The organism is Roseovarius dicentrarchi (assembly GCF_003316635.1).
Lineage (GTDB): Bacteria > Pseudomonadota > Alphaproteobacteria > Rhodobacterales > Rhodobacteraceae > Roseovarius > Roseovarius dicentrarchi.
In genome coordinates this window covers 55530-81616 of record NZ_QNQP01000014.1, presented here as the reverse complement: position 1 = coordinate 81616, position 26087 = coordinate 55530, and the positions used below count along the sequence as shown (strand labels likewise).

Here is a 26087-nt window from a genome sequence, read left to right as displayed (position 1 = left end):
CGCCCCATGACGACCCCCGCCAAGACCACCATCATCGACACCGATCTGGACAGGATTGCCACCGCCGAGGGGCGCATTGCCGTGCTGATCGGCCCGGATGGCAAGCTGAATGCAGGCGCCAAACGCGTCAATAAACTGACCCGCGGCGCGCTGGCCCGCATGATCGAGGGCGGCGCGCTGGAGGATATGAAACCCGGCGAGGTGACATCGCTGGCATGGCCCGCGGGGCTGAAGGCCGAGGCGGTGGATATCCTGCGCCTGTCGCCGCGCGCCAGCGCGATTGAGGCGCGCAAGGGCGGCGCGGCCTTGGGCAAGCTGCTGGGCGAAAAGGGAATGACCGTTCTGGGCGCGTCGCAGGTGCGCCCGGTCGAATTGCTTCAGGGCATCGCGCTGCGCGCCTACAGCTTTACCGCGCGCAAGACCGGCGATCAGAAAACACCGGGCGCGGTGACGATGATGGTCAAGGACGCCAGCGCCGTCGAGGCCGACGCGAAATCCGCCAGCGCCGTGGTCGAAGGCGCGTTTTTCACCCGCGATCTGGTCAGCGAGCCGGCCAACCACCTGACCACCACCGAATTTGCCAACCGCATCAAGGATATGGAAAGCCTTGGCTTGAAGGTCACGGTGCTGGAAGAGGACAAGCTGGCCGAGCTGGGCATGGGCTGCCTGCTGAGCGTCGGACACGGCAGCGCCAGCCCCTCCAAAGTGGCGGTGATGGAGTGGATGGGCGGCAAGGACGGTGACGCCCCGCTGGCGCTGGTCGGCAAGGGCGTGGTGTTCGACACCGGCGGGATCAGCCTGAAACCGGCCGCCGGAATGGAGGACATGACCATGGACATGGGCGGCGCGGGCGTTGTTGCCGGCGTGATGCGCGCGCTGGCGCTGCGCGGCGCAAAGGCCAACGTCGTCGGACTGGTCGGGCTGGTGGAAAACATGCCATCGGACCGCGCCACGCGCCCCGGTGATGTGGTCACATCCATGAAGGGCGACACGGTCGAGGTGATCAACACCGACGCCGAAGGCCGGCTGGTTCTGGCAGACGTGATGTGGTACGCGCAGGAAACGTACAAACCGCGCGCGATGATTGATCTGGCCACGCTGACGGGCGCCATAATCATCGGGCTGGGGCATGAAAATGCCGGCGTTTTCTCCAACGATGATACGCTGTGCGATGCCTTCCTGAAGGCGGCGGCGGCCGAGGGCGAGGGCGCGTGGCGCCTGCCCATGGGCAAGGCCTATGACGACGAGTTGAAAAGCCAGATCGCGGATATGAAAAACGTCGGCGGGCGCCCGGCGGGCAGCATCACCGCGGCGCAGTTCCTCAAACGGTTCGTGCAGGAGGGGACGCCATGGATCCATCTGGACATCGCCGGCGTCGCGTCCGTCAAATCCGACACGGCCTATGCGCCCAAGGGCGCGACCGGCTGGGGCGTTCTGGCTCTGAACCGGCTGGTGGCGGACATGCTGGAAGGGGCGGGCACAGCCTGATGGGCGCAGCCTATTTCTATCACCTGACGCACACGACGTTGGAGCAGACCCTGCCCATGCTGCTGGAAAAGGCACGCGGCGCAGGGTGGCGCGTGGCGGTGCGCGGCAGCACTGCCGCGCATCTGGACGCGCTGGACGAGGCGCTGTGGCTGGCCGGGGGCGACGATGCGTTCCTGCCGCATGGCCGCGCGGGCCAGCCGCATGAGGCCGATCAGCCGATCCTGCTGACGACGGCGGCGGACATGCCCAACGGCGCCACCTGTCTGATGGTGGTGGATGGCGCAGATGTAGACCCGGCCGAGGTGACGCGCCTCGACCGGGTATGCGTGCTGTTCAACGGCAATGACGAGGCTGCGGTCGCCCAGGCGCGTGTGCAGTGGAAAACCCTGACAGGCGCAGGCTGCGCCGCGCAATACTGGTCCGAAGCCTCCGGGCGCTGGGAAAAGAAGGCCGAGAAAACGGCCGCCTCCCCGTGATGCGCCCGGAACTGCGCCCGGACCGGTGACATCACTCGCCGCGCAGCGGGATCTTGTCCTTGTTCATCTCGTAACCCCAGGGCAGCTCACTGTTTTTCCAGCCATTCTTGAGCCGCCAGGGACCGCGCGGGTCGTCCTTGACCGTGCTGCCCTCGAACCCGTCAACCACGACATAGACCTGGGTCAGCCCCAGCGGCTGCAGCGCCTTGGCCGACGGCGCGCCGCGCTCTCCGCCCGAGCGGCACATGACGATCACCGGCGCATCCTTGTCCAGACCGCGCGCCTCCATGGCGGCGGCGACGCCGGCGGCGAAATCGGGGTTTTCATTCATCGCCAGAACCGGCTTTTCGGGGTGCCATGCGGTGGGATCGACCATGAGGAACGGCACGTTCACATCCACCACATCGGTAGAGCCGGTGAACATCATCTCGATCGGCTCGCGCACATCGACGAACAGAACCTTGTCGCCCTCGGCCTGCTTCATCTCATAGGCTTCTTTCGCGGTCAGGTAGAGGCCCCATTCGGTCTGCTTGCCGGAATCGTCGGGCGCATCTGCTGCGATGCCCGGCCCGGCAAGAGCCGCCGCGATAATCGCGGCGGTGGCTGTCTTGCGTATCATGCGTGAAATCTCCTTGTCTGCGGAATGTCCGGGCCGATCAGAACGACAGGACGCGGGTCTGCGGCGCCATCAGGGCGGCGGCCATCGCATCGGGGGCCGCTGCGGTGATGCCGTCCAGCAGAACGCCGGCGTCGGCGCCTTTGCCAGGCAGGTAGATTGCGCAGACCTCAACCTTGCCGCCCGCTTGCATGATCTGCTGCATCAGCCCCTGGGGGCTCATACCCATCGGCGGCTGCGCGGCAGTGGCCGACGCGGGCGCATCCTTCAGCGCCAGATCACCGCCGGGGCCGCAAAGCAGCATATGCGCAGACGCGCCTGCCTTGACCGATTGCATGGTCAGCACCATGCCCATCAGCTGGGTCTGGGGGTTTTCGCTGGTGATGACGGTGACGAGCTTGTCGGGACCTTGCTGCATGTTGGTCTTCTTTTGCTGGGCGACGGCGGGCAGGGCGATGGCGGCGGCGGTGGCGCAAGCGGCGATAAGCGGAAGGATACGCATGGGATAACTCCTTGAAAACGGGATAAGTCTCAAGGCAAGGTAACAGGCAAACATATTCATTGCATTGATTTTGATCAATCTTGCCTGTGGCAGTCTGACGCGGCGCATCCGCCCGGAGGGGCGGGGCTGTCAGCGCTCCAGCACCAGCTTGCCGTCTGTGATCTGAACGCTTGTAAACCGCTGCAAATACCGCATTCCCAGCAGGGATTCATTCAAATCGCCCTCGTTCACCACGGCGCGCAGGCCCCGGTCGGTGATGCCGCCCACGTCGAAGCTGTCCAGCCGCACGGGCGCGGTACGAACCAGACCGTTCGCCGTGTTGGCCTGCCCGGTAAAGGCCAGCCCGTCGGGGTGCAGGCCCACCCGGATCGCGTCAGCGCGGCTGAGGACGATATCGCTGGCGCCGGTATCAACGACAAAGCGCACCGGCGCGCCGTTTACCACCGCGTCCAGATAGTAATGGCTGTCGGGCGCGCGCGGCAATTCGATCCGCGCGCCATCGCGGCTGACCGATTGGACGGGGGCGACGGTGCTGCGGATATCATCCCACAGGCCGATTGCAGCGATCACGCCGATGAAAATCAGGCCCCACATCGCGGCCTGTTGCAACGTCTTGCCCATCGAATTGCGATTGACGGCGAAAAACCACATCATCACCGCGCAGCCCAGCACGATCAGGTAAATCAGGTTGGCGGTATCAAAATCGGTCATCGGGTGCCCCTTGTGCCGTCCATAAATAGGGGCGCGGGCCGCGCGGCGCCAGATCAGACGGCTGTGATTATCCTGCCAGACCAAAACCGCGCAGGCCATCCAGCACGAACTGAACCGCAAGCGCGGCCAGCAGCATGCCCAGAACGCGGGTGACAACGCTGATCCCCGTCTTGCCCAAGGCCCGCTCAAGCATGCCGGCACTCAGGAAGGACACGAACACCAGCAGCATCACGAACAGCATCGTGCCCAGCACCCATGTCAGCCCGCTCAGGCCCTGATGTTCGCCCGTCAGCAGGATCACGGTGGCGATCGCGCCCGGCCCGGCGATCAGCGGGATGCCGAGCGGGAAGATCGACGGATCCTCGTGATCGTCATGCTCCACCTGATCCTCGCGGCGTTTGGTGCGCCGCTCGAACAGCATATCAAGCGCAGTCAGGAACAGCAGGATGCCGCCCGCGATGCGGAAGGCGGGCATCGAGATACCGATAAAGCCCAGCACAGCCTCGCCAAACGCGCCGAACACGATCAGCAGCGCGGTGCCCATCAGGCAGGACCGGATCGCGACCGAGCGGCGCATGGCCGGGCTCATCCCCCGCGTCAGCGCCAAGAACAGCGGCGCCAGCGCGAACGGGTCCAGCACGATGAAAAGCGTGACAAAGGTGGTGATAAGGGCGGTGCTGTCCATGTCTATCCTTGGCGCGCGATGCGGCGCTGTGTCAATCGCGGGGCTACGCGCCCTCCGCGCGCTCCAGCTTTTCCAGTGCGCGCATCCACAGCGTTTCGGCGCGCGCCTGCGCGTCCATCACCTCGGAATATTTCTTTTGCCAGACGGTTGCCTCGTCCTTGTTGTCTTCGTCATACATGGCGGGATCGGCCAGCTTCTTGGCCAGCTTGTCGGCCATTGTGTTCAGCTTTTCAACGCGTTCTTCGCATTTCTTGACGTCTTGCCTTATCGCGGTGATCGCATCGCGGCTGGGGCGTTTCGGCTTTTGCTCCTTGACCTTCGGCGCGGGTTTGTCACCGGCCAGCAGCATGGTGCGGTAGCTTTCCAGATCGCCCTCGTAGGGGGCGACGCGGCCATCCTTGACCAGCCACAACCGGTCGGCCACCAGACTCAGCAGGTGCATGTCGTGGCTGACCAGGATCACGGCGCCGCTATAGGCGGTCAGCGCCTCGACCAGCGCCTCGCGCGATTCGATGTCCAGGTGGTTCGTCGGCTCGTCCAGGATCAGCATATGCGGCGCGTCGATGGTGGCCAGCATCAGTGACAGCCGCGCCTTTTGCCCGCCCGACAGCTTGCCCACCAGCGTTTCGGCCTGTTCGGACCCGATGCCAAAGCCCCCCAGCCGCGCGCGCAGGCGCGAGGGCGTCTCGCCGGGGCGCAGGCGGCGGATATGGTCGATGGGCGTTTCATCGACATGCAACTCCTCGACCTGATGCTGCGCGAAGAACCCGACGCGCAGCTTGGAGGACGTCGTCATCTTGCCGCCCATCGCCTCCAGCTTGCCAGCCAGAAGTTTTGAAAGCGTTGATTTTCCCTCGCCATTCTTGCCCAGAAGGGCGATGCGGTCATCCTGATCAATCCGCAGGTTCAGCCGCTGGAGGATCGCCTTGCCGTCATACCCGACCGAACCGCCCTCGATATGAATGATCGGGGGCGACAATTCCTCGGGCGAGGGGAAGGTGAAGCGTTTCAGCGCGGCCTCTTGCGGGGTCGTGATCGGCTTCATCTTGGCGATCATTTTCAGGCGCGATTGGGCCTGTACGGCCTTGGATGCCTTGGCGCGGAAGCGATCGACGAAGCTTTGCAGATGGGCGCGGCGGGCGTCCTGCTTTTTCGCCTCCGACTCCAGCGCGGCCAGACGCGCGGCGCGGGTTTCGGCAAACGTGTCGTAGGCGCCGTTATAGAGCGTCAGTTTCTTGTCTTCCAGATGCAGGATAGACCCGACAGCGCGGTTCAGCAGCCCGCGGTCATGGCTGACGATCAGCACGGTGTGCGGGTAGCGCGCCAGATAAGTCTCCAGCCACAGCGCGCCTTCAAGGTCCAGATAGTTCGTCGGCTCGTCCAGCAGCAGCAGGTCGGGCTGCGCGAACAGCACGGCGGCGAGCGCCACGCGCATCCGCCAGCCGCCCGAGAAGGCCGAGCAGGGCTGTCGCTGCGCATCGTCGTCAAAGCCAAGCCCCTTGAGGATGGACGCCGCGCGCGCCTCGGCGCCCCAGGCGTCGATATCCGACAGGCGCATCTGCACCTCGCCAATGCGGGCGGGGTCGGTCGCGGTTTCTGCCTCGGCCAGCAGTTCGGCGCGTTCGGTGTCGGCGGCCAGCACGGTGTCGATCAGCGACACGTCGTTGCCGGGCACCTCCTGCGACACGCCGCCGATGCGGGCGCGCTGGGGCAGGGTAATGCTGCCACCCTCCAGCGCCAATTCGCCCCGGATCAGGCGGAACAGCGTCGTTTTGCCGGTGCCGTTCCGGCCCACAATGCCAACCTTGTGCCCGTCAGGAATACTGACGGAGGCGTTTTCGATCAGCGGGCGGCCCGCGACGGAATAGGATATGTCATCAATGCGTAGCATGGCGGAGCGATGCCCCGCCGCTCCGCCCTTGTCAACTGCCGGTCTTACTTCAAAAGGGCGCCCAAGCCGTCCGCCGGATAGGTTTTGAAGCCGACAAACACCTGATCCCCATCTTCGCTGAAGGCAAAGACGTGGATTTCCTCGTGCCGCAGGGTCGCGCGGCAGAACACGTTGTCCTGCGCCAGCGCCTCGGGGCATGTCTCCAAGTCGCTATGGGGGACGGCGGCCTCGAACTGCTCATATGTCAACGGGGCCGCTGTATCGGCCCAGATCGGAGAGGCGGCAAAAATCAGTGCGGTGTCGGCGACGAGGGGTTTGATATGCATCTTTGTATGTCCTGATTGGGTTGAGTCGGATCGTGCACTTAATCTGACTAAAACGCTCGGAATAGGAAGCCGGCGAATGATGCCATGATGTCGCACCCCGAATAGGTCTTTATTCCACGGGGCGCGCGTGCTACCGCAGCCGCCATATCAACATTCACTGAACACAGAGGCTGACCATGGCAACCGAACGCACCCTGAGCATCATCAAACCCGACGCAACCAAGCGTAACCTGACCGGCAAGATCAACGCCAAGTTCGAGGATGCGGGCCTGCGCATCGTCGCGCAGAAGCGTATCCACCTGACACCGGCACAGGCCGGCAAATTCTATGAAGTCCACGCCGAGCGTCCGTTCTATGGCGAGCTGTGCGACTTCATGGCCTCCGGTCCGGTCGTCGTGCAGGTTCTGGAGGGCGAAGGCGCCATTGCCAAAAACCGCGAAGTCATGGGCGCAACCAACCCCAAGGACGCGGCCCCCGGCACCGTGCGCGCCGAGTTCGCCGAAAGCGTTGGCGAAAACTCGGTCCACGGCTCGGACGCACCCGAGACAGCCAAAGAAGAGATCGCGTATTTCTTTGCCGGTCTTGAACTGGTCGGCTGAGACGTAAAGGGCGGCCCACAAGGCCGCCCGACACCTCCGCGGATAGATCCAAAGCGCCAAAGGCCGCATCTGATTGATGCGGCCTTTGGTTTTGTGGGCATTGGACTTTCGGGACCTGATCCTGACAGATCAGATGCTGGCGAAATCCTTGAATATCTGGCGCGGGGTCGTCTGCGGCTTGGCCTTCTTGGCCTTGCGCGGGGCGCTGCTTGCGGCCTGCGGCTCGGCAGAACTGGCTGTTTTGAGTGATTGCGCCTTTTTCGGCGTAGGCATCGAGACGGGCACTTTTATGCTCCTCCAAAAAGACACGCGCGCGCTGGATGTCTGGCCCAGCTTCGCCGGTGAACCACGTCAGAATAGTGGCGCACAGCGGCGCGAATGAGGTGCAAGTGGGACAAAATTTAGGCAAAGGCAATATAGGCCCGAGGCAATGGGCGGAACTTGGCACAGTTCCGCCCAAAACACTGTCAGGACAGCATTTTTTCCACTGTCTCGCCAAAGGCGGATGGCGTTGGGACGATGGTCACGCCCGCGCCTGACAGGATTTCCACCTTTTCCTGCGCCGACTCGCCGAAGGCCGACACAATCGCGCCGGCGTGGCCCATGCGCCGCCCCTTGGGCGCCGAGAGGCCAGCCACATAGGCCGCAACGGGTTTGGTCATGTGATCGCGGATATATTCCGCGGCCTCAGCCTCCTGCGGGCCACCGATTTCGCCGACCATGACGACGGCGTCAGTGTCGGGATCATTCTCGAACAGATCCAGAATGTCGCGGAAGCTGGACCCGTTGATCGGATCGCCGCCGATGCCGATCGAGCTGCTGACGCCGATGCCCAGCGCCTTCATCTGGCTGGCCGCCTCATAGCCCAGCGTGCCGGAGCGGCCGACGATGCCGACACGGCCCGGCAGGTAGATCGCGGGCGGCATCAGCCCGGCAAAGGCCTGACCGGGGGTGATGATCCCGGCACAGTTCGGCCCGATCAGCCGCATCCGCTTTTCTTCCTTGTAGCGGCGCATGTAGCGTTTGACGCGGATCATGTCCTGCGTGGGGATGCCATCGGCGATGCACACGCAGGTCGCAATGCCCGCATCGGCCGCTTCCATGATGCTGTCCGCCGCAAAGGGGGGCGGCACGAAAGCGATGACCAGATCGGCGCCGGTTTCTGCCACCGCGCCCTTGACGGTGTTGAACACCGGCAGGCCGTTATGGGTGCTGCCGCCCTTGCCGGGGGTCACGCCGCCGACAACATTGGTGCCGTAATCGCGCATTTCCTGCGCGTGAAAGCTGCCGATGCGGCCCGTCAGGCCGGTGACCAGCACCTTGGAGTTCTTGTCGATCAGGATGGCCATCAGATTGCCTCCGCGTTCTTGGTTGATGCTTTTCTCCAGCCGGCAACGACCTTGTCCGCCGCTTCGGCCAGCGTGTCGGCGGTGGTGATGTTCAGCCCGCTTTCGTTCAGCAGCTTGCGGCCCTCTTCGACATTGGTGCCCGACAGGCGCACGACCAGCGGCATGGTCAGCTTCAGCTCCTGCACCGCGCGCACCACGCCTTCGGCGATCCAGTCGCAGCGGTTGATCCCGGCAAAGATATTGACCAGAATCGCCTCGACATTGGGATCGTTCAGGACCGCCTTGAACGACATCAGCACGCGTTCGGGGCTGGCCCCGCCGCCGACATCGAGGAAGTTGGCAGGCTCGCCGCCCGACATCTTGATCATGTCCAGCGTCGCCATGGCCAGGCCCGCACCGTTGACGATGCAGCCGATTTCGCCCTCAAGGCCGATATAGCTGAGGCCGCGATCCTCTGCGTAGGTTTCGCGTGAATCCTCCTGGCTCTTGTCGCGCAGCTCCGAGATTTCTGGATGGCGGAACAGGGCGTTATCGTCAAAGCTGAGCTTGGCATCGAGCGCGACAATCTCGCCGCCGCCGGTGACGACCAGCGGGTTGATTTCCAGCATCGACGCGTCCAGCTCGTCCATCGCCTTGTAGCAGCCGATGATCTGCTTGACCGCCTGCGGGATCAGCGCGGCGTCAAGGTCCAGCTGAAACGCGATTTCGCGCGCCTGAAAGGCCTGCATGCCCACCGCCGGGTCAACGACCGAACGGATGATGCTGTCCGGCTCGTCCGAGGAAATATCCTCGATCTCCATCCCGCCTTGGGCGGAGGCGACGACGACGACGCGCTCCTCGGTGCGGTCCATGACAAAACCCAGGTAGATTTCCTGCGCGATGTCAGTGGCTTCCTCAATGTAGAGGCGGCCAACCAGCTTGCCCTGCGGGCCGGTCTGATGCGTGACCAGCTTGCGGCCCAGCATCCATGCAGCAGCGTCCGCGATCTCGTCATCGCTGCTGCAGATCCGCACGCCGCCGGCCTTGCCGCGGGCGCCCGAGTGGATCTGTGCCTTGACGACGCATTTTTCGCCCGACAGTTCCTGCGCGCGGTACACCGCCTGTTCGGGGCTGTAGGCGATGCCGCCGCGCGGCACGTTGACGCCGAATTTCTTCAGCAGTTCCTTGGCCTGATACTCATGAATATCCATTGGATTTCCTTCAGCCTTTGGCCGCGATGGCATCGGCCACCGTCAGCACGTTCTGCGCCATCCGCTCGGAGGCGGCGTCAATCAGGCGGCCATCCAGATTTGCGGCGCCCTTGCCCTGCTTTTCCGCCTCGCGCAGCGCCTCGATAATGCGGCGGGCGCGGGTCACTTCCTCCTCGGGGGGCGAGAACATCTCGTTCGCCAGCTTGATCTGGCTGGGGTGGATCGCCCATTTACCTTCGATCCCCAGGGCTGCTGCGCGCTTTGCCGACGCGATATAGGCGTCCGGATCGTTGAAATCGCCAAAGGGTCCGTCGATGGCGCGCAGGCCGTAGGCCCGGCAGGCGCCGTTCATGCGCGAGATGGCGTAGTGCCACTGATCGCCGGGGTAATCGGGGTTCAGGCCGCCGATGACAACGGTGCGCGCGCGGGTGAAGGCAGCATAGTCGCCAACACCGAAATGCATCGCCTCAAGGCGGCCGGGGGCGGCGGCGATCGTTTCCACATTGGCCATGCCAAGGGCGGTTTCGATCAAGGCCTCAAGACCGATCTGATGCTTGAAGCCCTTGGCGACTTCGATCTGGCTGACCATCGTCTCGACGCAGTAAAGATCGCCGGGAACGCCCACTTTGGGCACCAGGATGGTGTGCAGATGCTGGCCTGCCTGCTCGACCACATCGACCACGTCGCGATACATGTAATGCGTGTCCAGCCCGTTGATACGGACCGACATTGTCTTGCCCTTCCAGTCAATATCGTTCAGGGCCTCGATGATGTTCTTTCGAGCCTGCTCCTTGTCTGCGGGCGACACGGCATCTTCGAGGTCGAGAAAGATGTAATCGACGTCGCTGTTCGCGGCTTTTTCGAACATTTCGGTGTTCGAGCCGGGGACGGCCAGTTCAGACCGCTGAAGACGCGCTTTTTTCAGCGGATGCAATGTGTAGCTCATGGTGTTTCCTCCCTTGGAATACGGTGTTGCCCTGAGCGTGCCGCAAAGGCCCCGGCCCAGACACTTTCGCATGGGTAGCAAAGCAGGGCCGGGGTTGGGATAGCGCAGCGAACGGGTAGGATGCGCTACCCGCGCCCCGCGCTCCGGTATGCGGAAGGGTGCGGAATGCGTGCGCATTCCGGCGGCGGAAAACATGCGTTTCCCGTTACAGCACGATGCGCACGGGTTCGTCGTTGCAAAAGAGGATCATCTGACCGGCGTTTTCGACCGCATGGTCGCCGCGCCGTCGCAGCTCGGCGATGAACGCCTCGCGTCCAACCTATTTGTCGATATGGGCCAGCTTGCGCCGCAAGACGCGGCCGCCTTGTGCCGATTGCGATCTGAACCGGCTAAAGCGTTTCGCGAAAAACCTGTGGCGCAGAGTTTTGCGAAACGCTTTGGCCGTCCACTGTTCGAGGGGTAAGGGTGATCCGAGAATGCATCATGCCCCGACTGTTGCCGGGGCATGGTTAAACTTTGGTTGAGAACGATCAGACAATCACATCGGGCGGCGTATCGCCCTTGAGAAACGCCTCCAGATTATCAATGGCTCTGTTGCCCATGGCCGCGCGGGTAGCGTCAGTGGCGCTGCCCAGATGCGGGGCCAGCACCAGGTTTTCGTGGTTCAGGAAGCGCGGGTCCAGAGTCGGCTCACCCTGATAGACGTCAAGGCCGGCACCGCCCAGATGGCCGGTATTCAGCGCGGCAAAGAGGGCGTCCTCATCCACCACGTCACCGCGCGCGGTGTTGATCAGGATCGCGCCGGGCTTCATCGCGGCAAAGATCTCGGCGTCGATCAGGTGCCGGGTATCGGCCCCGCCGGGGCAGTGCAGGGACACAAAATCGCTGACCTCGGCCACTTCGGCAACGCTGGCCATTTGGGTCGCGCCGTAACGCGCGGCAATCTCCGGCTCCACGCGGCTGCGGTTCTGAAATACGACTTTCATACCAAAGCCATGATGCGCCCGCTGCGCCATCGCCTGACCGATCCGGCCAAAACCGACGATGCCCAGCGTCGCACCGGCGACCTTGTGCCCGATCATATGCGTCGGGCGCCAGCCGTCCCAGCGGCCCGCGCGCAATTCGCGCTCGCCTTCGCCCAGACGGCGGGCGGCGGCCAGAAGCAGGCCCATCGCCAGATCGGCGGTGCAATCGGTCAGCACGCCGGGCGTGTTGGTGACGGTGATGCCTGCCGCCTTGGCGGCGTCCACATCGATATGATTGTAGCCAACGCCGTAATTGGCCAGCAGGCGCACCTTGCCCTTGGCTGCCTCATAGAATCCGGCGGGGATGCTGTCAGACACAGTCGGCAGTATGACGTTGTACTGCGTGGCGGCGTCCATCCATTCGGCGTCGGTCATCGCTGTGTCGGGATCGCGGAACGTCGCCTCGCACAGCTGTGCGAGGCGGTCCTGCGTTGCCTTGGGCCAGGCGCGGGTCACGAGGGCGCGCATACCGATCAGCCCTCGACTGTGCGGTAATGCGCCTGCGCCGCGGCCACACCCGAGCCCAGCTCGATCTTGGCGCCCGAATCGACCAGCGCCATTTCGGCGGCGGAAATCGCGCCCAGCAGCATCACCGGGTTGAGCGAGCCAAGGTGGCCGATGCGGAACGCCTTGCCTGCCAGCTTGTTCAGGCCGGTGCCCAGCGACGTCTGGTACTTGGAATAGGCATGCGCGATCACGTCCCGCGCATCGACGCCTTCGGGGGTATAGATCGCCGAAACCGTGTCCGACGCCCATTCCGGCCCGCGCGCCACCAATTCGCAGCCCTCCCAGGCCGCAACGGCACGGCGCACGCCCTCGGCGTGGAAATGGTGCCGCTTCCAGATCGTCTCCAGCCCGGCGTCCAGCATCATGTCCAGCGACGTGCGCAGACCGCGCAGCAGCTGCGTGGCGGGCGTGTAGGGGAAATAGCCGGTATCGTTCAGCTTGATCATATCCTCCCAGCTGAAATAGCAACGGTTCATTTTATTGGTGTTCGAGGCATTGGCGGCCAGGGCCTTGTCGCTCGCGGCCAGAAAACCAAGGCCGGCGGGCAGCATGAAGCCCTTTTGCGAGCCGGACACCGCCAGATCGACGCCCCATTTCTCCATCTCGAATTCAATCGACCCGATCGAGCTGACGCCGTCGACAAACAGCAGCGCCGGGTGGTTTGCATCATCCAGCGCGCGGCGCACCCCCTCAATGTCGGAGGACACACCTGTCGCTGTCTCGTTCTGGGTGGCAAAGACGGCCTTGATGTTGTGGTCGGTGTCGGCCTTGAGGCGCTTGGCGTATTCTTCGACCGGAACGCCCTTGCCCCACTCGACCTCGCACAGATCGACGTTCAGGCCCAGCCGCTCGGCCATGTCGACCCAGAGCAGCGAAAACTGGCCAAAGCGCGACATCAGCACAGTGTCGCCCTCGCTCAGCGTATTGGTGATGGCCGATTCCCACGCGCCGGTGCCGGAAGACGGAAAGATGAAGACGCGGCCATTTTCCAGCCGGTATGCCTTTTTCAAGTCGGTTAGAAGGCTGTGTGTCAGATCGGCGAAATCAGGTGCGCGCATATCCTCCATCGGGATATTCATGGCGCGGCGCACCTCTTCGGGAACGTTCGTGGGGCCGGGGATGAATAGATGTGAAGTGCCGCGCATGATGTCTCTCCTGTTGATTGCCCCTTGTATGAGATTTGCCTGCCGGCGGCGAAATGCCCGAGAGTATGGGCTTGGCCGCCATGTGTTCCTGCCGGGCGCCGAACGGGTAGGGCGGGGCTACCCGGTGGGGTGAGTGGGTCGCTGCATACCGATGCACACAGAAAAACCGTGCCTTTTCATAAGGTTCTCGCTGAACATTGCATTATAAAGCGTGACAAGACTGCCGGTATATGTAGCAATGCCGCCATGAACAAAGCTGACGCAGACATTTCCCGCATTATTGTTGCTGACCGGCAGCTGATTGTCTGCCAGGGCATCGGATCGCTGGTCGGCCAGATTCCCGGCACCGAGCTGGGCGAGTTTGCGACCGATCTGGACGGATTGCGCCGCCTGCTGTCGGCAGAAACGGGGCGCGTCATCGTCATACTGGGCGTGCGTCTGGCCGACGGCGATGTTGCGGCGGCGCTGGACATGCTGCGGCGCGAATTTCCCAGCGCGCTTGTGGTGGTGGTGGCTGACGATACCGAATTTGCATTCATCCGCGCCGCAATAAAGTCGGGCGCAAACTCGGTCTGCATGATGGGCCAGATCCTGATCAGCCTGCCCAAGATACTAGGCAAACTGGTGGAGGGCCACTCCATCGTGCCGACAGATATCCTGCGCCGCCTGACATCGGAGACAACGCACGCCTTGTCGCGGCGCGAGCACGAGATTTTGGGCCTTTTGGTCAACGGGCTGACGAATTTCCAGATCTCCGCGCGGTTGGGTCTGTCGGAAAATACGGTGAAATATTACCTCAAGGCGATCTACCAAAAGCTGGACGTGAATTCGCGCGGCGGTGCCATCGCCAAATATGTTGCCGGTAATTACTAAGGCGCTGCGCGTGCGGCGGGCCAAGATTATTCGCGAATAATCTCAGCCCGGTATCCGGCAAAGCGGTTTCACTCTCTGATCTTGGCGGGCTGGGCCTTTGCCGGGTTGTTGGTTTCGATACGAATTTCGGGACGGCATCCCTTCGCATTGTATCGGTTCAGCAGACCGTGATTGCGGCGCTGATACGCGCGGGCCTCTTCGCCGGATGCGCCCTTGAGGTCCATGAAAAAGAGCGCGGGAAAGAAAAGGATCGCACCTGCGGTACCGGCAACGATGTTTTGCGTCTGTTTATCTTGCTTCTCATCCATCAGGCCGCGCACGGCTTGTGAATTTACGCTGATTTCGTTGCGCAGCTGATCGCAGGACAGCGCCGCGTCGCTGTTTTGAATCTCCGCAACGGGATTGGGCTCTCGCCCGGCGCAGGCGGTCAAAAGCAGAAGGGCAGCAACGGCGAGGGTCAGACGTGACGTCATTTTGATGTATCCTTTGGGTTCGACCCATCGGATACAGCAGGAAAGTTTCGACTTCTTTAATGTGTTCCCCTTTTGTGCCGCCCTGCCAGCCCAGCGTTACGGGCAGGGCACAGGTGCCTATCCCCGCCGGCGGCGTCGCCGGCCGCCATCGCCCTCGCTGCCGCCGGAGCCCGCGTTGAAGTTCGGGCTGGGCAGGGCGGTGATCTTGGCCAGTTCAGGGAAGGGATCGGTCTTGTGCGGGATCGCGTTGGCGGCGACGAAATGTTCCTGAAACTTTGGTTCGATGGCGGTTTCGATCTTGTTGATCTCGCGCACCATACGCTCGATTTCCGCGCGCGCGGCGATGCTGCACAGCGCGATGCGCGCGCCGGTGCCTGCGGCATTGCCTGCCGATGTGACCTTGTCCAGCGGCGCGTCAGGAATCATGCCCAGTACCATCGCGTGCAGGTTCGAGATATGCGCACCGAACGCGCCGGCCAGCACGACGCGGTCCACCTTGTCGACGCCGCGCGCGTCCATCAGCAGGCGCGCGCCGGCGTAAAGCGCTGATTTGGCGAGCTGAATCGCGCGAATGTCGCCCTGGGTCACGGTGATGCGCGGGCCGCCCTCATCCGTGGCGTCGCAGATCAGGTAGCTGTGCGTGCGCCCTTCGGGCACCATGCGCGCCGTGCCGGTCGCTGCGGCCGAGCCCATCAGCCCGTTTTCGTCCAGCAGTCCCGCCATGCGCAACTCGGCCACCGCCTCGATGATACCGGAGCCGCAGATGCCGGTGATGCCGCCCGCTCCCACAGCCTCGGCAAAGCCGGGATCGTCAGACCACAGATCGCTGCCGATCACGCGAAAGCGCGGCTCTTTGCTGACCCGATCAATGCGGATCGCGTCGATGGCGCCGGGGGCCGCGCGCTGGCCGGAGGAGATTTGCGCCCCCTCGAAGGCCGGCCCGGTGGGCGAGGAGCAGGCCAGAACGCCCTCCTTGTCGCCCAGAAGGATCTCGGCATTGGTGCCGACGTCGATGATCAGCACCAGATCGCCCGATTTGCCGGGCTGTTCGGACAGCGCCACGGCGGCCGCATCGGCGCCTACATGGCCCGCGATGCAGGGGAGGATATAGATGCGGGCGCGGTCGTTGATCGCGGTGATGTCCATTTCCCGCGCGTCGATCGAGATGCTGTCGGAGGTCGCCAGCGCAAAGGGCGCCTGGCCCAGCTCAACCGGGTCGATGCCCATCAAGAGGTGGTGCATGACGGGGTTGCAGACGATCACGGCCTCCACAATCAGTTCGGGCGCGATATCTGCCTCCTTGGCGATCTCCTTGGCCAGCGTATTGATCGCCTCGCGCACGGCGGCGGTCATTTCCTTGTCGCCGCCGGGGTTCATCATGGAATAGGAAACCCGGCTCATCAGATCCTCGCCAAAGCGGATCTGCGGGTTCATGATGCCCGAGGAAGCGATCACCGTGCCGTCATGCAGATCGGTCAGATGCGCGGCCACGGTGGTGGAGCCAAGGTCGATGGCCAGCCCGTAAAGTCCCGCCTCGTGCAGGCCCGGCCAAATCTCCAAAACGCGGGCAACGTCATCGTCATGCGCCTTGTTCAGGGCGACGGTGACCTGCCATTTGCCCCTGCGCAGCACCGGTTGCAGCTTGGACAGCAGCGACAGGTCGGCGCGGAGGGCGGGGATGTCCCATTGCTCGCGCAGGGCGCGTTCGAGACGCTCGAAATCGCCGGTGGGAATGTGCATGTCCGGCTCGTCCACCTGCACCATGTAAAGGCGCGTGGCCGGGTCCATGGTCATTACGCGGGCGGATGCCGCCTTGCGCACCACCTGCCGGTGGACCTGGCTTTCGGGCGGCACGTCGATCACCACGTCGCGCTGTACGGTGGCCTGGCAACCCAGGCGGCGGCCCGGTTTCAGCCCGCGCTTGTCGTCATAGCGCTGTTCGACCGCGTTCCAGTCCGACAGCGCATCGGGCGCGACGGTCACGCCATGTTTGGAAAACTCCCCATAGCTGGGCGTAATCTGACATTTCGAGCAGATGCCCCGCCCGCCGCAGACGGAGTCCAGATCGACGCCCAGCTGCCGCGCGGCTGTCAGAACAGGCGTGCCAACGGCAAAGCGTCCGCGCTTGCCAGAGGGGGTAAAGACGACAAGGGGATCGGTACTCATGACAGGAATCCGGGGGCTGTTTGCGAAGGCGTTAGGGAAACTCTAGGCGAATAAACCGGCGGGGAAAGGTCATCAGCGCCGCATCCATGATCAAGCGCGGCATGGCGCGCTGTTTTGCGGTCATGTATCAGCCCGCAGCGCAGGTTTTTCAGCCGCGCCCGGCGCGCAGCGGTGTGCCGTCGGGCAGGGTGATATCGGCCACCTGCTCGGAAATCGAATCGTTGGACAGGGGATGCACCTGCGCCTCGTACGCATCGGGATCGCGCATCGGCTCCCACTGGCTGCCGACATATAGCTCGACCCCGGAAAACCCGGCCTTGTAGCCCATCTTGGGGCTGCCCGGCACCCAGTAGCCCAGATAGACATGCGGCAGATCCGCCTCGCGGGCGATCTGGATATGGTCAAGAATGATATACGTGCCCAGCGAGTCGCGCTCGCGCGCGGGATCGAAGAAGGAATAGACCATACTGACCCCGTCATCCAGAACGTCGGTCAGGCATACGGCAACCAGCGCGCGGGTCTCTTCGTCGACATATTCGATGACGCGGGTGCGGATCGGCGTTTCCTCGACCATCGAGGCAAATTCAAACGCATCCATATCGGCCATCCCGCCAGTGGCATGGCGGCTTTCCAGATAGCGGCGGAACAGGGCATACTGATCTTCGGTCGCCCAGGGCGAGGTCGCGTGCCGCTTGAGCCCCGCGTTGCGGCGGATCACGCGGCGCTGGCTTTTGGAGGGGGCGAATTCATCGACGCAGATGCGCGCCGACAGGCAGGCGGCGCAATCGGTGCAGGACGGGCGATACAGGACGTTTTGCGACCGGCGAAAGCCCTGCTTGGACAGTCCGTCATTCAGCCGCTGCGCGCCATCGCCCTGCAGCGCGGTGAACAGCTTGCGCTCCATCCGGCCCTCCAGATAGGGGCAGGGCTGCGGAGCGGTCACATAAAACTGTGGGGCGATGGTTTTGGTATGTCGCATCAGGGCCGTCTTTATTTGTGATAACTCAAATCTAATTCGTTTCGAGTTTGAGTTGCAACCTGCCTTGATGCCCGGCCTGAACGCTTTCGCAATCAGGCGCGGCAGTTCACGGCGGCGGTGCCCAGCACGTAATCGGACAGGCCCTGCGCGCGCGGTGTGATCAGCATCATCAGCACGGATATCACCTGCGGCAGGAAAAACGCCACCGACACAGTATATCCCAGCGTGTGCAAAAGCGCGGTCAGCCAGTCCAGCCGCGCACCATCATGTCGCCGGATCTCCATCGCCATCACGGCCATGCCCCACGTCGCCGACCCGCGCGCCAAAGTGGCGGTGCGATAGACAAAGCTGACCACCAGATAGAGCGGCGGCAGAAAGAAGAACGCAATGCCCAGCGTCAGGACCAGAACAACAACGCAAAACGCCAGAATCAATGCCGTGTCCAGAACCCACGCCACCAGCCGCTTGGACGGGATCGAGGCGTAGAATTCCGGGCTTGCATCCGGATCGGGCAGGGACAGGGGGGCGGCGTGATACGTCATCGGCGGCTTTCGGTTGGGCGGTGGGCTGCTGGGATATGTCAGCGCTCCGCCGGGCAAATTCAAGGGCGGCGGCCCGCCGAGTGCAGGCCGCCGGGCGCGGCGCGTCAGGCTTGCGCGGTATCCTCGCCGGGCCGCGCGCGGGTCTTGCGCGCGGTGTCGGCACGGTCTTGCATGAACTGGTCAAACTCGGCCTGATCCTTGGCCTTGCGCAGACGCTCAAGGAAGCTTTCAAAGCTGGCCTGCTCGTCTTGCAGTCGCTTCAGGGTTTCGTCGCGGTAGGCGTCAAACGCGCTGTTGCCGCTGCTGCGGGACATGGACATCGACGGCGCGGGCGCGCGGCGGTTGCTGCATTTGGTGAACATGCGTTTACTCCAGATCATATAGGCAAGGATAGCCAGGCCAACGGGCCACGCCAGGATGAAGGCCAGAACGACGGTCGCGATCCAGGCGAATTTGCCGCGCGCATCCAGCCATTGCGCGGCGCGCTCCAGCCAGCGCAGGGGGCCGCCTTCGGCGGCGGCGGTTTGTACAAAAGCGGTCATGTGAGATCCTTTGTGGATATGGGGTGCCATTGGGCGCTGGCGGCTATGTGAATGCCCTTTACATCGACATAGATCGGTACGGCGAGGCGGGCTTGCAAGAGGGCGGGCGCAGAAATCGCACTCAAGCGTGCGGCGCAATGCGCCCCACGCGCGCCATTGACCCGGCGCGCGCGGCTTGTATCACTGAAGGAATGGAGTTTGCCCGCCGCATCACACGCCTGCCGCGCCCCTATCAGGCCGACCACGCCGAGGAGGCGCAGGCGCGCTTTCCCACCCTTGGCGGCGACCTGCGCGAATTGATTGGCAATACCGCCGGGTGCAGCCCCTATCTGCGCCAGCTCATGCAGTCCGAGGCGGAGTGGCTGCCCGGCGCGCTGGACGCGCCAGAGGATGCGCTGGCTGCGCTGATGCAGGATGTGCGCGCGATCGAGGGCGATCCGTCAAACCCGCTGCGGCAGGCCAAGCGGCGCGTCGCGCTGCTGCTGGGGCTGGCCGATCTGGCGGGTGTCTGGCCGCTGGAGATGGTGACGCAGGCGCTGACGGATTTCGCCGATCTGGCCTGCGCCGCCGCCCTGCGCCATGCCGTGGGCAATGAAATACGGCGCGGCAAATTGCCCGGCATGACCGAGGATGATCTGCGGGACGGGGCCGGAATGGTCGTGCTGGCCATGGGCAAGATGGGCGCGGGCGAGCTGAACTACAGCTCGGATATCGACCTGATCTGCCTGTATGACGAAACCCGCTTTGATGCGGATGCCAATCACGAGGCGCGCGCCGGGTTTGTCCGCGCCACCCGCCGCATGGCCGCAATCCTGGGTGAAAATACCGCCGAGGGGTATGTATTTCGAACCGATCTGCGCCTGCGCCCCGATCCGGGCGTCACCCCGGTCTGCATGTCGATGGCCGCCGCCGAACGCTATTACGAAAGCCTTGGCCGCACGTGGGAGCGGGCCGCCTACATCAAGGCGCGCCCGTGCGCCGGTGATTTTGCCGCCGGGCACAGGTTTCTGGATACGCTGACGCCCTTTGTCTGGCGCCGCCATCTGGACTTCGCCGCGATCGAGGACGCCCACAACATGCGGCTGCGCATTCGCGCGCACAAGGGGCTGGGCGCCGATCTGGGCGGCCCGCTGGATCTGATGGGCCACAACATGAAGCTGGGTCGCGGCGGCATCCGCGAGATCGAGTTCTTCACCCAGACCCGGCAGCTGATCGTCGGCGGGCGCGATCCGTCGCTGCGCATGCGCGGCACGGTCGAGGGGCTGGAAGGGCTGGCCGAAAAGGACTGGATTCCGCCCGGCGTCGCGGGTGATCTGGCCGCGCATTACCGGTTCCACCGCGAGGTGGAGCACCGGCTGCAAATGCTGCGCGACCAACAGACGCACGACCTGCCCGAAACAGACGAGGGGATGGCGCGCCTTGCGGCCTTCATGGGCCGCGACGCTGCGGATCTGAAGGATGAGCTGCTGTCGCGCCTGACGGCGGTTGACGGCGTGATCGAGCGGTTTTTCAAACCCGAAGGTGACGACGCCGCGGCTGCGGACGCCGAACAGGGGGCGTGGCTGGATGAAAAGGTGATCGCCCGCTGGCCGACCTATCCGGCGCTGCGCTCGGACCGGGCCGGGCAGATCTTTCGCCGCCTGCGGCCCGATATCCTGTCGCGCCTGTCGCGCACCTCCCATCCCGAAGAGGCGCTGCTGGCCTTCGACGGCTTCCTTGCCGGATTGCCTGCGGGCGTGCAGGTGTTCTCGCTGTTCGAGGCCAATCCGCAGCTGCTGGATCTGCTGGTGGATATTGCCGGCACCGCGCCCGCGCTGGCGCGCTACCTGTCGCGCAATGCTGCCGTGCTGGACGCGGTGATTGCCGGCGATTTTTTCGCCGCATGGCCGGGCCGGGTGGCCCTGCGCGCCGATCTGACCGCCCGCCTTGCACGCGAGGGCGATTACGAGGCGCGCCTGATCGCCGCCCGGCACTGGCGCCGCGAATGGCATTTCCGCATCGGCGTGCATCACCTGCGCGGGTTGATCGATGCGGCAACATCGGCCCGCCATTACGCCGATCTGGCCGAGGCTGTTCTGTCGTCGCTCTGGCCCGAAGTGGTGCATGAATTCAGCGCCAAGCATGGCCCGCCGCCGGGGCGGGGCGCCTGTTTGCTGGGCATGGGATCACTGGGCGTGCGCGCGCTGAATGCGGCATCGGATCTGGATCTGATCGTGATTTATGACGCGGACGGGGCGGAGGCGTCCGAAGGGCGCCGTCCGTTGGCATCGGGCGCCTATTACGCGCGGCTGACACAGGCGATGATTTCTGCGCTGACGGTGCAGATGGCGGGCGGCCGCCTTTATGAGGTGGACATGCGCCTGCGCCCCTCGGGCAACCAAGGCCCCGTGGCCACGTCGCTGGCGGCCTTCCGCGACTACCAGCAGACCCGCGCATGGGGCTGGGAACATCTGGCGCTGACCCGCGCGCGCAGCGTCGCTGGCGATCCGGCGCTGGGCGCCGAGATCGAGGCGTTCCGCGTCTCGCTGATCGCGGGTATCGCCGCGCGCACGGATGCGCCCGCGCGTCTGGCCGCCGCCGTGTCCGATATGCGCGCCCGCATCGCCGCATCCAAGGCGCCGGACGGCCCGCTGGACGCCAAGATGGGTCCGGGGCGGCTTCAGGATGTGCAACTGATCGCGCAGGCCGCAACGCTGATATCGGGCACTGCGCGCCAAGGCACGCAGGCCGGGCTGGGCGCCGGCACCGCGCTGGGCTGGTGGACCGCAGACGAGGCGCGCCAGCTGTCGCAGGCCGCCGCGCTCTGCCGCGAGGTGCATATGGCGGCGCGGCTGTTGGGCGATGCGGCGCTGGATGCGGACCATCTGGGCGCGGGCGCCCGCGCGTTCGTGCTGCGCGAGGCGGGCAAGGCCGATATCCCTGCGCTGGTCAGCGCCCTGGCCGCAGCATCAAACGCGGCCGCCGCCATTATCGACACCGCTCTGGCACGGGCCGGGGCAGGGCAGACCATCCCCAACACCGCAGAGCAGGAAGGCGCGCCATGAAAACCCGCGATGACCCGATGGACCGCAAGGCCCTGATGTATGAGGTGTACCGCATCGATGGCATCACCGCGGACGAGTGCCGCTCGGTCTTTCTGGACTGGGCGCTGTCGCTGCCGGATGGGCAGGACGTACAGGCAGCCATCGCGCATTATCTGGCGCTCTACCAGCCGGATTACCCCGACCACCCGATGACCGATGTGCTGCGTCAGGGCCAGCAAAGCGCCAGCGCGCCGCGCCGCCGGGGCGGCTGGCAATCGCGGCCACGGGATTAGGGCAGGGTCGTTGCGGCTCTGGCCACCCACGCGATGCCGAATGCGCTTTGCCCGGTGCCGAAAACCTTCTAAGGGATCGCCATGACACAAAATCCATTGCCCGTGATCCGCCTGAAACCGAAAACCTCCCCCACCGGGGTCCGCCGCGGCGTGCCGTGGGTCTATGACAACGAGCTGGTCACAGACCGGCGCAGCAAGGCGCTTGCGCCCGGCACCATCGCCCTGCTGGAGGACGCCGAGCGCGCGCCGCTGGCGCTGGTGGCGGTCAACCCGGCCTCGCGCATCATGGCGCGCGTGCTGGATCTGGACGTGTCGCAGCGCATCGACCGCGCATGGCTGGCCGCGCGACTGCGCCGCGCGCTTGCCCTGCGGGAGCGGCTGTATGATGCCCCCTACTACCGTCTGATCCATGCCGAGGCGGACGGTATACCCGGCGTGGTGATCGACCGGTTCGGCGACACCTGCGTGATTCAGCCCAATGCGGCCTGGGCCGACGTCCTGCTGGACGATCTGGCCACCGCGCTGGCCGAGGTCACCGGCGCAACCTGCGTGCTGAAAAACGCCGCAGGGCGCGTCCGCGCGCTGGAGGGGCTGGATGACGCGCCCGCCATTCTGATCGGCGCCGCGCCCGAGGCGCCGCTGCCCGTGCCGATGAACGGCGCGATCTACATGGCGGACCTGATCAATGGCCAGAAAACCGGCCTCTTTTTCGATCAGAGGCCGAACCACGCCTTTGCCGCCCGCCTCAGCCATGGCGCGCGCGTTCTGGATGTCTTCAGCCATGTCGGCGGCTTTTCACTGGCCGCGCTTGCCAATGGCGCCGCGTCGGCGCTGGCGGTCGATGGCTCGGATCCCGCGCTGGATCTGGCGCGCGGCGGCGCGGCGGCGATGGGCGTGGCAGACCGCTTTGACACCCGCAAGGGCGACGCGTTCGACGTGCTGACCGCGCTCGGGGACGAGGGCGCGCAATTCGGCGTGGTCATCTGCGATCCGCCCGCCTTCGCTCCGTCGAAAAAGGCGCTTGAGGCTGGCCTGCGCGCCTACGAGCGGACGGCGCGGCTTGCGGCGCCCTTGGTGGCGCCGGGCGGCTATCTGGTGCTTTGCTCGTGCAGCCACGCCGCCGATATGGACGCGTTCCGCCGGGCCAGCCTGCGCGGCATCGGGCGCGGCCTGCACGGCGCCGGGCGCGGCACCGGACCCGCGCCACAACTGATCCACAGCGGCGGGGCCGGCGCGGATCACCCGATGCATACGCATCTGGCAGAATCGGGCTACCTCAAGGCGCTGTTTTTCCGGCTGTGAAGGCGCTGCTGGATACCTGTGTGATCTACCCCACGGTGATGCGCCAGATGCTGCTGGGGACTGCGCGCGCGGGCGCGTTCACCCCGCTATGGTCGGCGCGCATCATTGGCGAATGGCAGCGCGCCGCGATCAAGCTTGGCCCCGAGGGCGTCGCCCAGGCAGGCGCCGAAGCGGCCCTGATCGGCGCCGAATGGCCGGATGCCGAGGTGAAATGGCCCCCGTCGCTTGAGGCGCGCCTATGGCTGCCGGACCCGGCCGATACCCACGTACTGGCCGCCGCCATTGCGGGATCGGCCGATATCATCGTCACGCTCAACGCCAAGGATTTCCCGCGCCAGATACTGGCCGAAGAGGGGCTGTCGCGCACCGACCCCGACGCACTGCTGCACGGCTTCTGGCAGGTAGCGCCCGAAATGATCCAGCATGTTGCCGCCGGGGTGCTGGCCGATGCCCGCCGCCTCGGCGGCGCGGACTGGACCATGCGCGCCCTGCTGAAAAAGGCACGCCTGCCGCGCCTCGCCAAGGCGCTGGGGTAGCGCGGTTACCCTTTGCTCCAGCGTTTCTCGTTCTTTTCGATGGCGGCGATGCGATCTGCGGTCTTGGGATGACTCATCAGCCACGCCGGCGCCGCGCCGGAATTGGACCGGGTCAGCGCCTCCAGCTTCTGAAACAGGGATTTCTGCGGCCCGGTGCCGATCCCGGCCTTGACCAACAGCGCAGAGGCATATTCATCCGCCTCATACTCATCCCGCCGCGACAATCCGGCCGACAGAAGCGAGGTCAGCGCGCCCGCAATCATAACCCCGATTCCCGGCAAGAATCGCGACAAGACCATCGCCAGCGCCGTGCGAAGGGCGTTTTGCCCGGAAAAATCAATCATGCGCCGCCGCGAATGGCCCAAGGCCACATGGCCCAGCTCATGCGCGATGACAGACGCCATTTCCTCTCCGCTGACTTCGCCGGATTGGAATTTGGCATAAAATCCGCGCGTGATGAAAATGCGCCCGTCGGGCGCAGCCAAACCGTTCACCGGATCAATCTCATATATGTGAACGCGCACCCTTGCGAGGTCCAGCGCCTGGGCCAGCCTGTCCGTCAGTTGTTTCAGCCGCGGATCCGCAAGCTCACTTGAGCGTGCAGTCAGGTCGCGCGAGGTGCGCCACACTGAAAAGCGGAACATGACAAAGGCGTAAATCAGCGCCAACAGGATCGGAGTGAACTTTAACATGCTTGTGAATATGGGGCGCGCGGCGCCCACAGGCAAGCGGCGCGCCTGTGACAACTGTGCCTCCGGCGGGGATATTTAAGAGCAAGAAGAAACCCGGCGCCCCTGCTTTCTTTTTGCCTGAAATATCCCGGGGTCCGGGGCAGCGCCCCGTCGCACCGGCTGCCCCCGGAACCACCGGTCAGGCCGAACAGCTTGCCCCGCCCAGAACGCAGAACTTGGCGCAATGTGGGTGGTTCAGCGGCACGTCGCGTTCCGCGTCGGCCAGAGTGTGGCCAAGCTCGAACTCGGGCGCGTAAGGTAGCAATGTGCAGGCCAGCACCGCAGGGCGGGCGGCGCCCTTGCGCTTGACCACCATGCGCGATGACGCACACATCACACCGCTCGGGGACTTGCCCAAAATGCTCCAGCAGGCGGTGGTGATTTCCGGCACGTCCACGGTTTCGTCCATCTCGGGGAACAGCACGGTTGCGCCGGGATCGTCGGCATCTATCTGGAACCTGTGCCGTGCATAGAGCGCGGCATATCCGGCGCGCCCGTCGGCCTCGGTTTCGCCCCAGACGGTGCGCCCGGCCACGGCCATGCGAATTCCGGCGTCGCGCAGCCACTCCATACCCTCGATCGTACGGGCAAAGGCGCCGACGCCGCGTTCGACATCGTGCAGCGTCTCGGACCAGTGATCGACGGAGATGCGCAGGGTCATCTGGCCGGGAAAGTCACGCTCCAGCGCGCGCAGCCCATCCTGCATGGTGGCGCGCATCATCGGCCGCATGGCGTTGGTCAGGATCAGCACCTTGTAGCCGCGCGCCAGTGCGGCGCGTGTCATGTCGATGATCTGCGGGTTCATGAATGGCTCGCCGCCGGTAAAGGCAATTTCGCGGATCGGCCATGCGCGGTCAGCGATCTGGTCCAGATACTCCGCCACCTCTTCTTCGGTGATGTAAACCAGCGCGTCGTTGGTGGGCGAGGAGGCGATATAGCAGTTGGCGCATTCGATGTTGCACAGCGTCCCGGTATTGAACCACAGCGTTTGCGGCTGCGACAGCGCCACATGCGCGCGGCGCTCGCCCGACGCGGTAAAGTGGGGATCCTGAAATTTGCCCGCATTTGCGGCTGCGCTGTCTTTCATCGTGTCTTTGCCCCTGCTGATGACAGTCTGCCTACCGTGCGCAGAATGCCGAGGAAACCCGGCCATGGCGTGCCTGACAGAGTT

28 protein-coding genes are annotated in these 26087 nt (G+C 64.6%); 10 read left to right on the top strand and 18 right to left on the bottom strand.

Annotated elements, in window-relative coordinates; genetic code table 11:
- Window positions 1–6: 6 nt before the first annotated feature.
- Together DQ230_RS11420 and DQ230_RS11415 are read left to right on the top strand one after the other, a co-directional pair.
- Entirely contained in the window at window positions 7–1488 is a 1482-nt protein-coding gene (locus DQ230_RS11420) for a leucyl aminopeptidase (RefSeq protein ID WP_113912750.1), read from the top strand.
- Window positions 1488–1964, top strand: a complete 477-nt coding sequence (locus DQ230_RS11415; protein ID WP_113912749.1) for a DNA polymerase III subunit chi — start codon at window positions 1488–1490, stop codon at window positions 1962–1964. Before DQ230_RS11420 ends, DQ230_RS11415 begins: the two co-directional genes overlap by 1 nt.
- A 31-nt stretch (window positions 1965–1995) precedes the next feature.
- Here the strand turns inward: DQ230_RS11415 and DQ230_RS11410 are convergent, their stop codons facing one another.
- The 6 genes from DQ230_RS11410 to DQ230_RS11385 form a co-directional block, all read right to left on the bottom strand.
- Window positions 1996–2583, bottom strand: coding sequence for a rhodanese-like domain-containing protein (locus tag DQ230_RS11410; RefSeq protein WP_113912748.1), 588 nt, complete (start codon window positions 2581–2583; stop codon window positions 1996–1998).
- Window positions 2584–2620: 37 nt separating this feature from the next.
- Window positions 2621–3082, bottom strand: coding sequence for a DsrE family protein (locus DQ230_RS11405; RefSeq protein WP_113912747.1), 462 nt, complete (start codon window positions 3080–3082; stop codon window positions 2621–2623).
- A gap of 129 nt (window positions 3083–3211) precedes the next feature.
- Window positions 3212–3793: a retropepsin-like aspartic protease family protein gene (locus DQ230_RS11400; protein WP_113912746.1), complete on the bottom strand. Its 582-nt coding sequence runs from the start codon at window positions 3791–3793 to the stop codon at window positions 3212–3214.
- Between the two features lie 67 nt (window positions 3794–3860).
- Complete coding sequence (locus DQ230_RS11395; protein ID WP_113912745.1) at window positions 3861–4478, bottom strand: MarC family protein; 618 nt, start codon at window positions 4476–4478, stop codon at window positions 3861–3863.
- Between the two features lie 43 nt (window positions 4479–4521).
- A complete protein-coding gene (locus DQ230_RS11390; protein WP_113912744.1) occupies window positions 4522–6369 on the bottom strand; it encodes an ABC-F family ATP-binding cassette domain-containing protein in 1848 nt (615 codons plus the stop codon).
- A gap of 44 nt (window positions 6370–6413) precedes the next feature.
- The gene (locus tag DQ230_RS11385) at window positions 6414–6695 is read right to left on the bottom strand and encodes a hypothetical protein (protein WP_113912743.1); all 282 of its coding nucleotides are present in this window, start codon (window positions 6693–6695) and stop codon (window positions 6414–6416) included.
- A gap of 176 nt (window positions 6696–6871) precedes the next feature.
- On the opposite strand from DQ230_RS11385, the gene ndk reads away from it, so the two are divergent.
- Complete coding sequence (ndk, locus tag DQ230_RS11380; RefSeq protein WP_113912742.1) at window positions 6872–7294, top strand: nucleoside-diphosphate kinase; 423 nt, start codon at window positions 6872–6874, stop codon at window positions 7292–7294.
- A gap of 133 nt (window positions 7295–7427) precedes the next feature.
- On the top strand, window positions 7428–7676 hold the full coding sequence (locus DQ230_RS11375; RefSeq protein ID WP_162497429.1) for a hypothetical protein: 249 nt from the start codon (window positions 7428–7430) through the stop codon (window positions 7674–7676).
- Between the two features lie 85 nt (window positions 7677–7761).
- On the opposite strand, the gene sucD is transcribed toward DQ230_RS11375, so the two are convergent.
- The 3 genes from sucD to DQ230_RS11360 are packed head-to-tail and all read right to left on the bottom strand — an operon-like array spanning window position 7762 to window position 10779.
- Entirely contained in the window at window positions 7762–8643 is an 882-nt protein-coding gene (sucD, locus tag DQ230_RS11370; RefSeq protein WP_113912740.1) for a succinate--CoA ligase subunit alpha, read from the bottom strand.
- Window positions 8643–9833 (bottom strand): malate--CoA ligase subunit beta, encoded by a 1191-nt coding sequence (locus tag DQ230_RS11365; RefSeq protein ID WP_113912731.1) that lies wholly within the window; start codon window positions 9831–9833, stop codon window positions 8643–8645. Before DQ230_RS11365 ends, sucD begins: the two co-directional genes overlap by 1 nt.
- 10 nt (window positions 9834–9843) lie before the next feature.
- Window positions 9844–10779: an HpcH/HpaI aldolase/citrate lyase family protein gene (locus DQ230_RS11360; RefSeq protein WP_113912729.1), complete on the bottom strand. Its 936-nt coding sequence runs from the start codon at window positions 10777–10779 to the stop codon at window positions 9844–9846.
- 169 nt (window positions 10780–10948) lie between these two features.
- Between DQ230_RS11360 and DQ230_RS17120 the strand changes: the two genes are divergently transcribed.
- Complete coding sequence (locus DQ230_RS17120; protein WP_162497428.1) at window positions 10949–11242, top strand: hypothetical protein; 294 nt, start codon at window positions 10949–10951, stop codon at window positions 11240–11242.
- 67 nt (window positions 11243–11309) lie between these two features.
- Here DQ230_RS17120 and DQ230_RS11350 read toward each other — a convergent pair whose 3' ends face one another.
- Entirely contained in the window at window positions 11310–12272 is a 963-nt protein-coding gene (locus tag DQ230_RS11350; RefSeq protein ID WP_113912728.1) for a 2-hydroxyacid dehydrogenase, read from the bottom strand.
- Between the two features lie 5 nt (window positions 12273–12277).
- Complete coding sequence (locus tag DQ230_RS11345; protein WP_113912726.1) at window positions 12278–13456, bottom strand: pyridoxal-phosphate-dependent aminotransferase family protein; 1179 nt, start codon at window positions 13454–13456, stop codon at window positions 12278–12280.
- Between the two features lie 246 nt (window positions 13457–13702).
- Here DQ230_RS11345 and DQ230_RS11340 point away from each other — a divergent pair, with 246 nt between their 5' ends.
- Entirely contained in the window at window positions 13703–14329 is a 627-nt protein-coding gene (locus DQ230_RS11340) for a response regulator transcription factor (RefSeq protein WP_113912725.1), read from the top strand.
- A 68-nt stretch (window positions 14330–14397) separates the two neighbouring features.
- Here the strand turns inward: DQ230_RS11340 and DQ230_RS11335 are convergent, their stop codons facing one another.
- The 5 genes from DQ230_RS11335 to DQ230_RS11315 form a co-directional block, all read right to left on the bottom strand.
- The gene (locus tag DQ230_RS11335) at window positions 14398–14802 is read right to left on the bottom strand and encodes a hypothetical protein (protein ID WP_238987501.1); all 405 of its coding nucleotides are present in this window, start codon (window positions 14800–14802) and stop codon (window positions 14398–14400) included.
- Window positions 14803–14919: 117 nt separating this feature from the next.
- Window positions 14920–16968, bottom strand: coding sequence for an ASKHA domain-containing protein (locus DQ230_RS11330; protein ID WP_113912723.1), 2049 nt, complete (start codon window positions 16966–16968; stop codon window positions 14920–14922).
- Between the two features lie 148 nt (window positions 16969–17116).
- Entirely contained in the window at window positions 17117–17947 is an 831-nt protein-coding gene (locus tag DQ230_RS11325; protein WP_113912721.1) for an arginyltransferase, read from the bottom strand.
- Window positions 17948–18039: 92 nt separating this feature from the next.
- On the bottom strand, window positions 18040–18489 hold the full coding sequence (locus DQ230_RS11320; protein WP_113912720.1) for an RDD family protein: 450 nt from the start codon (window positions 18487–18489) through the stop codon (window positions 18040–18042).
- 104 nt (window positions 18490–18593) lie between these two features.
- Window positions 18594–19031, bottom strand: coding sequence for a DUF2852 domain-containing protein (locus DQ230_RS11315; protein WP_113912718.1), 438 nt, complete (start codon window positions 19029–19031; stop codon window positions 18594–18596).
- A gap of 191 nt (window positions 19032–19222) precedes the next feature.
- On the opposite strand from DQ230_RS11315, the gene DQ230_RS11310 reads away from it, so the two are divergent.
- From DQ230_RS11310 to DQ230_RS11295, 4 genes are all read left to right on the top strand, one after another.
- Window positions 19223–22075: a bifunctional [glutamine synthetase] adenylyltransferase/[glutamine synthetase]-adenylyl-L-tyrosine phosphorylase gene (locus DQ230_RS11310; RefSeq protein ID WP_113912716.1), complete on the top strand. Its 2853-nt coding sequence runs from the start codon at window positions 19223–19225 to the stop codon at window positions 22073–22075.
- Window positions 22072–22347 carry a hypothetical protein gene (locus DQ230_RS11305; protein ID WP_113912715.1) on the top strand — a complete coding sequence of 92 codons (276 nt, stop codon included), beginning with the start codon at window positions 22072–22074 and terminating at the stop codon, window positions 22345–22347. The genes DQ230_RS11310 and DQ230_RS11305 overlap by 4 nt, the downstream gene beginning before the upstream one ends.
- Window positions 22348–22428: 81 nt before the next feature.
- Complete coding sequence (locus DQ230_RS11300; protein ID WP_113912714.1) at window positions 22429–23649, top strand: RSP_2647 family RNA methyltransferase; 1221 nt, start codon at window positions 22429–22431, stop codon at window positions 23647–23649.
- Window positions 23646–24185, top strand: a complete 540-nt coding sequence (locus DQ230_RS11295; RefSeq protein ID WP_113912713.1) for an RSP_2648 family PIN domain-containing protein — start codon at window positions 23646–23648, stop codon at window positions 24183–24185. Before DQ230_RS11300 ends, DQ230_RS11295 begins: the two co-directional genes overlap by 4 nt.
- Window positions 24186–24190: 5 nt before the next feature.
- Here DQ230_RS11295 and DQ230_RS11290 read toward each other — a convergent pair whose 3' ends face one another.
- Together DQ230_RS11290 and DQ230_RS11285 are read right to left on the bottom strand one after the other, a co-directional pair.
- Window positions 24191–24877 carry a M48 family metallopeptidase gene (locus DQ230_RS11290; RefSeq protein WP_113912766.1) on the bottom strand — a complete coding sequence of 229 codons (687 nt, stop codon included), beginning with the start codon at window positions 24875–24877 and terminating at the stop codon, window positions 24191–24193.
- Window positions 24878–25055: 178 nt separating this feature from the next.
- Entirely contained in the window at window positions 25056–26003 is a 948-nt protein-coding gene (locus DQ230_RS11285) for a radical SAM protein (protein WP_113912711.1), read from the bottom strand.
- Window positions 26004–26087 lie beyond the last annotated feature (84 nt).